Origin of the sequence: Streptomyces sp. AK08-02 (assembly GCF_033795085.1) — a bacterium.
Classification (GTDB): Bacteria; Actinomycetota; Actinomycetes; order Streptomycetales; family Streptomycetaceae; genus Streptomyces; species Streptomyces echiniscabiei.
Map to the genome: position 1 here is coordinate 131,931 of NZ_JARAZV010000018.1, position 12,592 is coordinate 144,522.

General features: G+C 72.6%; 11 protein-coding genes. 3 read left to right on the forward strand and 8 right to left on the reverse strand.

Annotation, left to right across the window (positions count from 1 at the left end):
- Positions 1-54: 54 nt before the first annotated feature.
- Positions 55-873 (reverse strand): rhomboid family intramembrane serine protease, encoded by an 819-nt coding sequence (locus PV734_RS34070; protein WP_319095882.1) that lies wholly within the window; start codon positions 871-873, stop codon positions 55-57.
- 124 nt (positions 874-997) lie between these two features.
- Here PV734_RS34070 and PV734_RS34075 point away from each other — a divergent pair, with 124 nt between their 5' ends.
- A complete protein-coding gene (locus PV734_RS34075; RefSeq protein ID WP_319095881.1) occupies positions 998-1,324 on the forward strand; it encodes a hypothetical protein in 327 nt (108 codons plus the stop codon).
- A 92-nt stretch (positions 1,325-1,416) separates the two neighbouring features.
- On the opposite strand, the gene PV734_RS34080 is transcribed toward PV734_RS34075, so the two are convergent.
- Together PV734_RS34080 and PV734_RS34085 are read right to left on the reverse strand one after the other, a co-directional pair.
- Positions 1,417-2,832, reverse strand: a complete 1,416-nt coding sequence (locus PV734_RS34080) for an FAD-dependent oxidoreductase (protein WP_319095880.1) — start codon at positions 2,830-2,832, stop codon at positions 1,417-1,419.
- 54 nt (positions 2,833-2,886) lie between these two features.
- On the reverse strand, positions 2,887-3,882 hold the full coding sequence (locus PV734_RS34085) for a DUF4349 domain-containing protein (RefSeq protein WP_319095879.1): 996 nt from the start codon (positions 3,880-3,882) through the stop codon (positions 2,887-2,889).
- Between the two features lie 187 nt (positions 3,883-4,069).
- Here PV734_RS34085 and hemG point away from each other — a divergent pair, with 187 nt between their 5' ends.
- Together hemG and hemQ are read left to right on the forward strand one after the other, a co-directional pair.
- Entirely contained in the window at positions 4,070-5,518 is a 1,449-nt protein-coding gene (gene hemG, locus PV734_RS34090; protein ID WP_319095878.1) for a protoporphyrinogen oxidase, read from the forward strand.
- 4 nt (positions 5,519-5,522) lie between these two features.
- Complete coding sequence (hemQ, locus tag PV734_RS34095; RefSeq protein WP_319095877.1) at positions 5,523-6,254, forward strand: hydrogen peroxide-dependent heme synthase; 732 nt, start codon at positions 5,523-5,525, stop codon at positions 6,252-6,254.
- A gap of 145 nt (positions 6,255-6,399) precedes the next feature.
- On the opposite strand, the gene PV734_RS34100 is transcribed toward hemQ, so the two are convergent.
- The 5 genes from PV734_RS34100 to PV734_RS34120 all read right to left on the reverse strand — a co-directional run bounded on the left by PV734_RS34100 (position 6,400) and on the right by PV734_RS34120 (position 12,570).
- A complete protein-coding gene (locus tag PV734_RS34100) occupies positions 6,400-8,052 on the reverse strand; it encodes an alpha/beta hydrolase (RefSeq protein ID WP_319293411.1) in 1,653 nt (550 codons plus the stop codon).
- Between the two features lie 142 nt (positions 8,053-8,194).
- Complete coding sequence (locus PV734_RS34105) at positions 8,195-9,010, reverse strand: TIGR04222 domain-containing membrane protein (protein ID WP_319095875.1); 816 nt, start codon at positions 9,008-9,010, stop codon at positions 8,195-8,197.
- A gap of 94 nt (positions 9,011-9,104) precedes the next feature.
- Positions 9,105-9,917 (reverse strand): DUF4142 domain-containing protein, encoded by an 813-nt coding sequence (locus PV734_RS34110; RefSeq protein WP_319293412.1) that lies wholly within the window; start codon positions 9,915-9,917, stop codon positions 9,105-9,107.
- Between the two features lie 319 nt (positions 9,918-10,236).
- The gene (locus PV734_RS34115; protein ID WP_319293413.1) at positions 10,237-11,637 is read right to left on the reverse strand and encodes a DUF692 domain-containing protein; all 1,401 of its coding nucleotides are present in this window, start codon (positions 11,635-11,637) and stop codon (positions 10,237-10,239) included.
- Positions 11,638-11,766: 129 nt separating this feature from the next.
- A complete protein-coding gene (locus PV734_RS34120) occupies positions 11,767-12,570 on the reverse strand; it encodes a DUF4142 domain-containing protein (protein ID WP_319095872.1) in 804 nt (267 codons plus the stop codon).
- Positions 12,571-12,592: the final 22 nt, after the last annotated feature.

The following is a 12,592-nucleotide window of genomic DNA, read 5'->3' on the forward strand; positions in this document are numbered from 1 at the left end:
CTCCCGCGAGGGATCCCGTCCGGGAGGACCCCCAGCCTGTAGGCCCGGCCGTGCCTACAGGCCCGGCCGTGCCCGTCTGCCCCAGAGGAGGCCGCGTGGTTCCGGCGGTGGCGGGGTGCCTGCCCTGAGCGGCCAGGCGAGCAGCATGCCCGCGAGGAAGCCGACGACATGGGCGGCGTACGCGACGGTGCCGGCCTCGGTGACGCCCTCGCCGGACGAGTACACCGCCTGCAGCGCGAACCAGAAGCCCAGCACCAGCCAGGCCGGCAGCCGTAGCGGCAGGAAGACCAGGAACGGTACGAGGACCCACACCCGGGCCTTCGGATACAGCACCAGATAGGCGCCCAGGACACCGGCGATGGCCCCGGAGGCGCCGATCAGGGGGTCGCTCGAATCGGAGTTCGCGAGGGCGAACCCGTAGGACGCCGCGTACCCGCAGGCGACGTAGAAGAGCGCGAAGCGGACGTGACCCATCCGGTCCTCGATGTTGTTGCCGAAGATCAGCAGGAACAGCATGTTGCCCAGCAGGTGCAGCCAGCCGCCGTGCAGGAACATCGCCGTGAACACGGAGAGCGCGGGGGACTTGTCGTAGCCGGGCGGGCCGATCACACAGCCCGGCCCGCCGCTGCCGATCCCGGCCTCGCCCGTCGGGACGAGGCGCGGCAGCCGATGGTGGATCAGCTCCTGGGGGACGGCCGCGTAGTGGTCCAGGAAGGCCTGCAGATGGCACAGCTGTGCCAGGCCGCTCTCGCCCGTCACCGAGCCCGCTGTACCGGGCATGGAGAGGAACACCAGGACGTTGGCGGCGATCAGCGCGTACGTGACCCAGGGGGTGCGACTCGCGGGGTTCACGTCATGGACGGGGATGACCACAAGGAAGTACTGCCCGCGATGCGTCTCGTGAATCGGTGAACGCGGCTGTCCGTGTGTCCGTATCTGTCCTCAACGTCCGCGACACGACGAAGGCGGGTCGCGGGGACGACGTGAGGAACAGGCGATGAACGACCGAGTTACTCCTCCGCTGCAGTCGGTACAGGCTCTGCCGAACGGAGAGGCCGAACTCGCACTGGTGGTCCACCTGCCCTGGGAGGACGTGGCCCGCCTCGGCCAGGAGGCTGGGCGGCTGGCCACGCAGATGCAGCGGCCGGTGTCGCTCGACGAGGCGGTGAGCCATCGGCTGAGGTCCAGTGGGCTGGGTGCCCACGCCAAGCCGGCGCAGCAGCCTCCGGCGGTTTCGACGTCCGCGTCCGTGTCGGCTCTGCCGTCCCGGCCGCCGGGGGAGCAGGCCCGGCAGGCCATTGATCGGATCAACGGGACGGCGTAGCCCCTTGGGGGTGCTGTGAGCTGCCGGGTGCGGGTCCGCCGTGGCTGGTCGCGCAGTTCCCCGCGCCCCTGGGCCGGCCGGCTGCACGTTGGTCAAGAAGTGCCCTCGCGTACCGCCGTGCTCGCCTTCCTGGCCGCCACCAGGACCGGGTCCCAGACCGGGGAGAACGGCGGGGCGTAGCCCAGGTCCAGGGCTGTCATCTGTTCCACCGTCATGCCTGCTGTGAGGGCAACCGCGGCGATGTCGACCCGCTTCGCCGCGCCCTCGCGGCCGACGATCTGCACGCCGAGAAGACGGCCCGTGCGGTGCTCGGCGAGCATCTTCACCGTCATCAGGGCCGCGCCCGGGTAGTAGCCCGCCCGGCTCGTCGACTCGATGGTGACCGACGCGAACCGGAAACCGGCCTGGCGCGCGTCCTTCTCGAGCAGGCCGGTGCGGGCGATCTCCAGGTCGCAGACCTTGCTCACGGCGGTGCCGACGACACCGGGGAACGTGGCATAGCCGCCACCGGCGTTCGCGCCGATGACCTGGCCGTGCTTGTTGGCGTGCGTGCCGAGGGGGATGTGCCGTTGCCGGCCGGAGACGAGGTCCAGGACCTCGACACAGTCGCCGCCCGCCCAGATGTTCCCGTGGCCGCGCACCCGCATCGCCAGGTCGGTGAGGAGCCCGCCGTGGTCGCCCACGGGGAGCCCCGCCGCCCGTGCGAGCGTCGTCTCGGGGCGGACGCCGATGCCCAGCACCACCACGTCCGCCGGGTACTCGGCGTCCTCGGTGGCGACCGCGCGGACCCGGCCGTCGTCGCCGGTGAGCAGCTTCGTGACCTCGGCGTCGTTCACCATGGTGATGCCCAGGCCCTCCATCGCCTCGTGCACCAGGCGGCCCATGTCGGGGTCGAGCGTGGACATGGGCTCCGGGCTGCGGTTGACGACCGTCACCTCGTAGCCGCGCTTGATGAGCGCCTCGGCCATCTCCACACCGATGTAGCCCGCGCCGACCACGACCGCGCGCCGGCCCCCGGTGGTGGTCAGGGTGTCCAGGAGCGCCTGGCCGTCGTCCAGGGTCTGTACGCCGTGCACCCCGGGGGCGTCGACACCCGGCAGTGAGGGGCGGATCGGACGGGCGCCGGTGGCGATCACCAGTTTGTCGTACGACGTCCACGACTCGGCGCCTGTTTCCAGGTCACGCGCGCGTACCCGGCGGCCCGGGACATCGATCTCCACGACCTCCGTACGCATGCGCAGGTCGATGTCGCGGGCCCGGTGCTCCTTTGCCGAGCGGGCGATCAGCCGGTCCCGCTCCGGGACGTCGCCGCTCACCCAGTAGGGGATGCCGCACGCCGAGTAGGAGGTGAAGTTGCCGCGCTCGAACGCGACGATCTCCAGCTCCTCGGGCGTCCTCAGCCGACGCGCCTGCGACGCGGCGGACATGCCCGCCGCGTCGCCGCCGATCACCATCAGACGCTCGGTTCCACGCTTCGTGTCGTTCGTACGGCCCTCGCTCATACTCATACGAACACGCTACGGGTACCCCGCGTTTCACTCCTGGGAAGGACCGGTCAACGGTCAGTGCCGGTCCGGTCCGTCGGGCTGTGCCGGGGGAGCGGTCGGCAGGGAGGTCGCCGGTGCGGGGCCCGTGGCCGTCGCCGGGGCGGGACGCTGCCTGCGGGCTCGGGTCAGACGCAGCCAGGCGAACACCAGCAGGGCCGCCACCGCGGCGAACGGCAGCACCGCGGCGAGGGCGACCACGATCCAGCGCAGCATCGACACGAACGCGCTCCAGCCGCCCGCGAGGGCGTCCAGGACGCCCGGGTCGTCGTCCTCGTCGGACTCCTTGGCCGGGTTCTCCGACAGGGAGAGGTTGATCGTGGCCAGGGAGGTGCGGTCCTTCAGGGACGCCTGGCGGGCGAGCAGCGACTCCAGATCTGCCTGACGGCGGCTCAACTCGCCCTCCAGGGTGACCACGTCGGAGAGTTTGGTGGCCCTGTCCATCAGCTCCCGGATGCGGTTCACACTGGCGCGCTGAGTGGTGATGCGGCTCTCCACGTCGACGACCTGGTCGGTGACGTCCTTCGCCTCCGCCTCCCGGTGCAGCAGCTTGCCGGTGCCTTCCAGGGCGTCGAGCACCCGCTCGTACTCGCCGACGGGCACCCGCAGGACGACGTCGGTGCTCTCGCCGCCCTCCTCCTCGTCGAGAGTCGTCATCTCGCTGCCGACGAAACCGCCGGCGTTCTCCGCGGTGGCACGAACCTTGGCCAAGGCCTTCGGTACGTTCTTGACCTGGACGGAGACGGACACGGTACGGATGATGTGCGGGCCGGTGGCCGTCTGGGGCGCCGTACTGGCCTGGGCGCCGCTGCCCTTGCCGCCGGCCCTGCTGTCGGACCCGGCCTGGTCCTCCAGGGCGCCGGGGGCCGCTCCCTTCGCGACGGCGCCCGAGTCACTGGTCGCGCTGGAGTCGTTGGCGCCGCCGCTGCAACCGGTGAGCGCGAGGGACGCGGCGAGAAGGATGCCCGCCAGGGCCTGAACGGGACGTGTACGGCGTGTGCGCGCGGTGTTCATATTGGTGATTCCCCCCGAGGGCTGTCGTTGGGCCGTCGTGGTGCACGACTGACGCTCCTTCGACGCCCGAAGGGGCCGGGACGTTGGCCTGTCACGGTCCCGAAGTGGTCACGGTCGGGACTCGCGCCGGACAAGGGGACCGCCGTCCGCCGACGGGACTGTCAGTGCGGTCTGGCAGGGTTGACGCATGAGCGCAGTGGAGGCCCGTGCGGGTGCCGGGCATGTCGTCGTCATCGGGGGCGGGATCGCGGGTCTGGCCGCCGCCCACCGGCTGCTGGACCGGGGCGCGAGAGTCACGGTCCTGGAGGCGTCCGACCGCGTCGGCGGCAAGCTGCTGCCCGGCGAGATCGCGGGCGCGCGGGTCGATCTCGGCGCCGAGTCGATGCTCGCGCGCAGACCGGAAGCCGTCGCGCTGGCCCGCGAGGTGGGCCTCGACGACCGCCTCCAGCCGCCCGCCACCTCCACCGCCTCGATCTGGACCAGGGGCGCCCTGCGGCCGTTTCCCAAGGGGCACGTCATGGGCGTTCCCGGCAATGCCTCCGCCCTGGCCGGTGTCCTCTCCGACGAGGGGCTGGCCCGGATCGGGCGCGACGCCGACCTGCCGCGCACGGAGGTCGGCGACGACGTGGCGGTGGGGGAGTTCGTCGCTGCCCGCCTCGGCCGCGAGGTCGTCGACCGGCTGGTCGAACCACTGCTGGGTGGGGTCTACGCGGGCGACGCGTACCGCATCTCGATGCGCTCGGCCGTACCGCAGCTCTTCGAGGCGGCCAGGCGGCACGCGTCCCTGACCGAGGGCGTGCGCGAGATCCAGGCCAGGATGGCCGCCGCCCCCCAGCAGGGCGGGCCGGTCTTCATGGGCATCCGGGGAGGCGTGGGCCAACTGCCGCTCGCCGTCGCGGAGTCGGTCCGCGCGCGGGGCGGCGAGATCGTCACCGGAGCACCCGTGACCGAGCTGCGCCGGACGGCCGGGACAGACGGGACAGGGACGGGGTGGCGGGTCGTCGCCGGGGAGCGCGTCATCGACGCCGACGGGGTGGTGGTGGCCGTACCGACCCCCGTGGCCGCCGGGCTGTTGCGCGCCGAGGCACCGGCCGCCGCGGCCGAACTCGCCGGCGTGGAGTACGCGTCGATGGCCCTGATCACCCTGGCCTACCGACGCGCCGACATCACCCTCCCCGAAGGCAGCGGCTTCCTCGTCCCGCCCGTCGACGGCCGCACCATCAAGGCATCGACGTTCGCCTCCCGGAAGTGGGGCTGGATCGACGAGGAGAACCCGGACCTGCTGGTCCTGCGGACCTCCGTGGGGCGGTACGCCGAGACGGCGATCCTCCAGCGCCCCGACGCCGATCTGGTGGACGTCTCCCGTCACGACCTCAGGGAGGCGACCGGACTGACCGCGGCCCCCGTCGAGACCCGGGTCACCCGCTGGGACGACGGCCTGCCCCAGTACCCCGTCGGCCACCACGCTCGCGTGGACCGTATCCGCGAACACATCGCCAAGCTCCCGGGCCTCGCCGTGTGCGGCGCGGCGTACGACGGGGTCGGCATCCCCGCCTGCATCGCGAGCGCGTACGCGGCGGTGGACGCCCTGGAGACGGGCCCGGTGCGAAGCGCGCCCGGCGGAGCGGGAGAATAGGCACATGAGTGACGACGCCCCCACCACCGACGCGGCCCGCATCCCGAACAAGGGCAAGCTGGCCAAGGACCTCAACGAGGTCATCCGCTACACCCTGTGGTCCGTCTTCAAGCTGAAGGACGTCCTGCCCGAGGACCGCACGGGCTACGGCGACGAGGTCCAGGAGCTCTTCGACCAGCTCGCCGCGAAGGACGTGACCGTCCGTGGCACGTACGACGTCTCGGGGCTGCGCGCCGACGCCGACCTGATGATCTGGTGGCACGCCGAGACCGCGGACCAGCTCCAGGAGGCGTACAACCTCTTCCGCCGCACCAGGCTGGGGCGTGCACTGGAGCCGGTCTGGTCGAACATGGCGCTGCACCGCCCCGCCGAGTTCAACCGCTCGCACATCCCCGCGTTCCTGGCCGACGAGACGCCCCGGAACTACATCAGCGTCTACCCGTTCGTGCGCTCCTACGACTGGTACCTGCTGCCCGACGAGGACCGCCGCCGGATGCTCGCCGACCACGGCAAGATGGCCCGCGGATTCCCGGACGTGCGCGCCAACACGGTCGCCTCGTTCTCCCTCGGCGACTACGAGTGGCTGCTGGCCTTCGAGGCCGACGAGCTGTACCGCATCGTCGACCTCATGCGTCACCTGCGCGCCTCCGAGGCCCGCATGCACGTCCGTGAAGAGGTCCCGTTCTACACGGGCCGCCGAAAGGACATCGGCGAGCTGATCGCCGGTCTCGCCTGACCGGAGGCCGTACGCCGCGGTCGGCCGGGAACCGGGCCCGCCGCGGGGCGGCGACAGCCGGATGCCGCGTCCCCGGGGACGCGGCATCCGGCTGTCGAGAGGCCGTCGGTCGGCCGGTCGCCCGTCTCGTCGACGGGCGACCCCTTCACGCGCCGCGCGCGGCCGTCCTGTTCCCGCTGGGTGCCTTCTGGGAGCGGCCCACCGAGGCCGTCGGCCGTGGCTCCGGATGCGGGGCGCACTCCGCGCTCCGGCCGGGCAGCCGGCCCGCCAGCAGATAGGCGTCCAGGTAGTCGTTGACGCACCGGTTCGGGCCGCCCGCGATGCCGTGCGTGCCCGCGCCCCGCTCGGTCACCAGGGCCGAACCGGGCAGCCGGCGCCGCAGTTCGAGGGCGCCCGCGTACGGCGTCGCCGCGTCCCGCTCGGCCGCCAGGATCAGCACCGGTGGCAGGTCACCCGGCCCGGTCCGCACATCGAGGGGCGTCTGCCGGGGCGCCGGCCAGTAGGCGCACGGCAGGTTCATCCACGCGTTGTCCCAGGTCTCGAACGGCGCCGTGCGCGCGAGCCGGGTGTTGTCCCGGTCCCAGACCCGCCAACTCGTCGGCCAGGGCGCGTCGTTGCACTCGACGGCCGTGTAGACCGCGTTGCCGTTCTCCGCCTCGACGGCCGCCTCCGTCACCGGCGCCGCCTGGTCGATCAGCGGCTGCGGATCACCCTTGAGGTAGGCGGACAGGGCGTGGGCGCGGTGCGGCCAGTAGTCGTCGTAGTACCCGGCCTGCAGGAACGCGCCCTGCAACTGTCCCGGCCCCACCTTCCCGCCGGCCGGCTCGGCGGCGAGTCGCGCCGCCGCCTTCTCGTAGCTCCGCAGCACCGCCGCCGGCGTGGCGCCCAGCCCGTACACGTCGTCGTGCCGGGCGGCCCAGGCCCGGAAGTCCGCCCAGCGGCTCTCGAACGCGGTCGACTGGTCGAGGTTGTTGCGGTACCAGATCTGGCCCGGGTCGGGGTTCACCACCGAGTCGAACACCATCCGGCGTACGTGCGAGGGGAACAGCGTCGCGTACAGCGCCCCGAAGTAGGTGCCGTACGAGGCGCCCATGAACGTCAGCCGGTCCTCGCCGAGCGCGGCCCGCAGGACGTCCAGGTCGCGGGCGTTGTTGAGGGAGTGATAGTGGCGCAGCGCGCTCCCCGAGCGTTCGGCGCACCCGCGCGCGTACGCCTTCGCCTCGGCGACGCGCTCCCTCTTGTACGACTCCGAGGGATGCACCGGTGCCTGCGTGGGCCCCTTGAAGAAGTGCTCGGGGTCCTTGCAGGACAGCGGCGCCGACCGGGCCACCCCGCGCGGGGCGTACCCGACCAGGTCGTACGCGCCCGCGATGCGCTTCCACTCGGGGATGACGCCGATCATGGGGAAGAACATCCCGGAGGCGCCGGGGCCGCCCGGGTTGTAGACGAGGGCGCCCTGGCGCTCCACCCGGTGCTCGGGGTCGCGCGGGTTCCTGCCGGTCGCCTCCGTCCGGCTGACGGTGAGTCTGATCTGCTTGCCGTCGGGGTGCGCGTAGTCCAGCGGCACGGTGACGGTGCCGCAGCGCACGCTGTCCGGGAGTTCCTCCTCCGCCGGGCACTCGCCGAAGCGGATCCCGGCCGCCTCGGCGCGCGCGGCGGCCAGCACGGAACCCCGGAACTCCGCCGACCCGGGGCCTCCCGGGCGGCCGGGCAGGCCCGGGGCGCTGTCCGCCGGGGCGGCGGCCAGAGTGGTCAGCAGCAAGGACCCGGCAGCCGAGTAGAGGGCGGCAGCTCGCATCGCGTATCCCTTCGGTGGCAACAGAAGGGATGTTTCGGGCGGTGGTCGACGAAGGCAAGCACCGGCCGCCCGGTGTCGCCACGAGCACTCCTGTGCGCCCCCCGCTCACCCCTGGGGCGCCGGAGACAGTGCGGCAGCCGGGTCAGCGCAGCCGTTCGCGCAGGATGTCCTGGGGCTCCCGGTGCGCGAAGGCGGCGCGCAGATCGGGCTCGTCGACCGCGCGGACCCCGAGTACGGCGACCGAGGTGAGGTACGTGTGTTCGTCGCCGGCGCCGTACGGAGCGGTGCTCCTGGTCCGGCGGGTCAGTGCGGTGAGGAGGCGTTGCCCGGCCGGTGACGCCCAGCGCGAGTACGGGTGGACCTCGATCCGGGCGACGGCGAGACAGCTCAGGGCGAGGACCAGGGGGAGCGCGAACCAGAGGGCGACCAGGTCGCGCGGCACGCTGCCCCGCCCCGGCAGCACCAGCGCCACCGCGCCCAGGACCGCGACGGCCAGCGCCGCGGCCCGCACCTGACGGACGGCGAACGCGACCCCGCGCCGGGCGCCGTCGGGCACGGCCAGGCCCGCCGCGACAAGCCGGTCCGCGAGTCCCCGTACGGCCTCCGTGCCCGCGGCGGCCGTCCGTACCGGGGCGATGCGCGACTGCCCCTCCGGCCCGATCGCGCCGATCACCGACCGCTCCATCTCGTCGCGCCCGCTCGGATCCACGACGGTCGCCCAGCCGGTGTGGGCGAGCAGCAGCCGCCGTTGCCGGGCCATCGACACCAGCGTGAGATCGGCGACCCGCGCCGGCCCGCCGGACAGGAACGCGGCCTCGTACAGCGTCAGGTCACGCCCGCGTCCGCCGGGGCCCGCGTCCGGGTCGGCGGCAGCCGCGTGCACGGCGGCAAGACACAGCCGGACGCACGCCGTACCGGCGGCGATCCAGGCCAGCAGCAGGAGGAAGGACCAGAACATGCCGTTGTTCTATGCGAAGGGTGCCTGAAACGCCATGGGCTTTCAGGATATGGACGAGGTATGGCCGGTACGAGACGTATGGGCGGTGGCCGATTCAGGGCTCCTCGGAAGGCTCCGCGGGCTCCGTGAACTCCACCACCTCGCCGACCTCCGCCGGCGGGCTCGTCGCCGGAGGCGGCAGCGGATAGGTCGCGACCGGCGACGGCGTCACCGGCACGGCCGGCGCGGGTGCGGACGTCGGGCCGGGCGGGGCCGGGGAGTACGTGAGCGGCGGGGTGCTCGCGGCTGCCATCCCGTTCGCGAGGGCGTCGAAGTCGACGTACCCGGTGGCCTCCAGGACCTGGATGTGGTCGAGCACCGTCCTGTTCGCGTCGTCGGCGAGAGCGCGGACCAGGGAGTTGCGGGTGCTCGCGCGGACCTGCGCGACGACGGAGAACACCTTGCCGTGCGCCATCCGCAGCAGATTGGCGAACTCGCGGTCGAAGTCCTCGCCCTGGGCCGCGTTCATGATGCTGAGCCATTCGCGCTGCTGATCGTTCGGCTGGTCGGGCAGCGCGAGCCCGAGCCGTGACGCTACGTCCCGGACCCGCGCGTCGAGAAACGTGTGGCCCTCGACCAGGCGCCGGCCCGCGATCCGTACGGCCTCGGTGGTGCCGCGGAACTGCGCCTGCTGACCGGCGGGCTGTTCCCACAGCCCCGCCAGCCGGACCTTGGTGAGGAAGTCGCGGTCGAGCGCCGACAGCGGACCGAACCGCGTCGACACGGTCTGCGCGTTGAGCACGTCCACGCCGGTACCGGAACGGTCGGTGTACGACCAGACCGGGAAGATCAGTGCTACGAGGGTCGCCGCCAGCCCCGCGACGATGAGCCCGGTACCGCCGAGACCGGAACGTTGGGTGGATCGCATGGTGCCTTGCCTCCTGTCGCGGCACCGCACGCTAATGCGCTTCGGGCACGGAGTTGGCATCGTACTGCGACCTCTACGCCGACTGCGGTACGAGCGAAGACGGCTGCGGAGGAGGGCGCGGACGTCTGATGACGGAGCGTCGGCCTTACACATACATGGGCGAATGCCATCAAGTCGTACGGCGAAGTGCCACGCATTGGGCGGTCCTGTTAACCCCCGCACAGTTTGCGGGGATTGAGGCGGAGGTGCCCGCCCGGCGGCGGCAGGTGGGACGGCGTACGCGGGGGGAGTGACGTTCGTCGCTCGGTGCCCCCGTGCGTCAGCGGCGCAGGAGTACGCGGCGGGTGGCCCGGGCCAGCCGGGCCGTGGGGCGCTGGGAGCGTGGGGCCGGGCCCGAGCGGTCGAGCCACCACTCGCGCAGCAGCCGTCGGCTCTCCGTGCTCCCGGGTGTCTCGGGCTGCCCGCCGAGCAGCAGGTGCGCGGCGAAGTCCAGCGCGTCACGCCGGTAACCGTCGGACATGGGGTGCCCGTGCGCGTACGCGAGGAAGGCGGGCCGGTACTCCGCCCCGAGGATCTCGGGCAGCTCCGGCGCGACCTTCGCCACGACATCGGCCCGCTTGGCCCCGAGCGCCCGCGACTGCACCCCGAGCCGCACCCGGTCGAACCCCTCCGGCACGGGCGTCCCCGCGACGAGCGCGGAGAGCAGCGCGGCCTGCGCGAGGGCGACGCGCTGGCGGGCCGGGGCGGAGTCGGGAAGGTCCTCAGCCACGGGCACTTCCGCCGTCGCCGTCGCCGTCGCCGTCGCCGTCGCCGCTGCCGGTGTCGCCGTCGGCGTGGTCACGGAAGCGGTCCGGCGTACACCGGCCGACTCCGTCGTGCCGGCCCGCTTCAGCGTGCGCCGGATCACGTCCAGTTCCCGCTCCAGCTCGCCCGGGTCGGGGAAGTTGTCGTCCCGCTCCAGCAGCACCCCGGGCGGCGCGACCCGGGAGGCCAGATCGGCGAGGATGTCGAGAACGGCGTCCGGGACCGGGTGGGCGTGGCTGTCGTGCCAGACGCCGTCCCGTTCGAAGCCGCCCGCGACATGGACGTACGCGATGGCCTCGACGGGCAGTTCGGCCAGGGCCTTCGCCGGGTCCTCGGCCCGGTTGACGTGGTTCGTGTGCAGGTTGGCGACGTCGACGAGGAGGCGTACGCCGGTCCGGTCCGCCAGCTCGTACAGGAACTGGCCCTCCGTCAGCTCGTCGTCGGGCCAGGCGATGAGCGCGGCGATGTTCTCGACCGCGAGGGGCACCGGCAGCGCGGCCTGCGCGATACGGACGTTCTCGCACAGCACGTCGAGCGCGTCCCGGGTACGGGGCACGGGCAGCAGGTGCCCGGCCTCCAGCAGCGGGGACGCGGTCAGCGGACCTCCGGCCCGGACGAACGCGATGTGCTCGGTGACCAGGGGTGAGCCCAGTGCCCCGGCCCGCTCGGCGAGCGCCGTGAGCCGGTCCTCGGCGGGCCGGTCGGCGCCGCCTAGACCGAGGGAGACACCGTGCGGGACGACCGTCACGCCGCGCTCACGCAGCCGCAGCAGCGACTCGGGGAGATGGCCGGGGCAGAGGTTCTCGGCCACGGCCTCGACCCAGTCGATGCCCGGCATGGCCTCCACGGCGTCCGCGATCTCCGGCCGCCACCCGATGCCCGTGCCCAGCTGTCCCGGCTGCCCCGCTCGCCTCATCGTCCGCCTCCCTCTCCCCTTCTGCGACCTCTCGGTCCACGGAGTGATGGCCCGGGTCCCCGGGTTCGAACCCCTCCCGGGCGACCTTCAGAGCAACATTTGAGCTTGCGCCCGCCCGTTCCCGTCCGCCTACTGGCCCTGGGCGACCTTGTTGGGGTCCGGGGCCTCCGGCCGGATGGTGTTGATCGTGCCGGATGCCGGCGGCGACGGCTTCGAGGACAGTACGGGGTTGCCGGTCGGCTCCACCGCGGGCGGGACGGGCGGCACCACTCCCGGGACCGGCGGCGGCGGACCGGTCGGACTGGCGCTGGGCCCGGCGGCCTTCTCGGCGATCTTCTGGAAGTCGATCTGGCCGGTCTTCTCCAGGATCGTGATGTGGTCGAGCACCGTCTGGTTGGTGTCCGAGGCCAGCTGACGCACGAGAGTGTTGCGGGTCTGGTTCCGCACCGTCGCGATGACCGGAAGGATGTTGCCGTGCGCCTGCCGCAGGAGGTTCGCCCAGACCTTGTCGTAGTCAGCGGCCGAGGCCGCCGTCATCTGGTCCAGGAAGCCCTGCTGCTGTGCGTTCGGCTGGTTGGGGATCGGGACGCCGAGCTGTTGGGAGATGCTCCGTGCCCGCTTGTCGAGGTCGGTGTGGCCCGTGATCAGGTGCTGGGCCGCCTCCCTGACTGCGGGATTGCTGGACTTCGTCATCGCCTGCTGTCCCGCGGGCATCTCCCACAGTCCGGCCAGCCGGACACGCACGATGAGTTCGCGGTCCAGGGGGGTCAGCGGCCCCCACTGGGTGTTCACCGTGTCTCCGGTTCCGGTGACCGCGGCGGCCTTCGCGGCGTCGTTGCGGTGCGGGTACGAGTAGAACACGGGGTACGCGAGCGCGCCGATGGTGCCTGCGATGGCCAGGCCGACGAGGAACGTGCCGTTCTTGCGGGGCAAGGGAGCCTCCCGGGGGAACCCA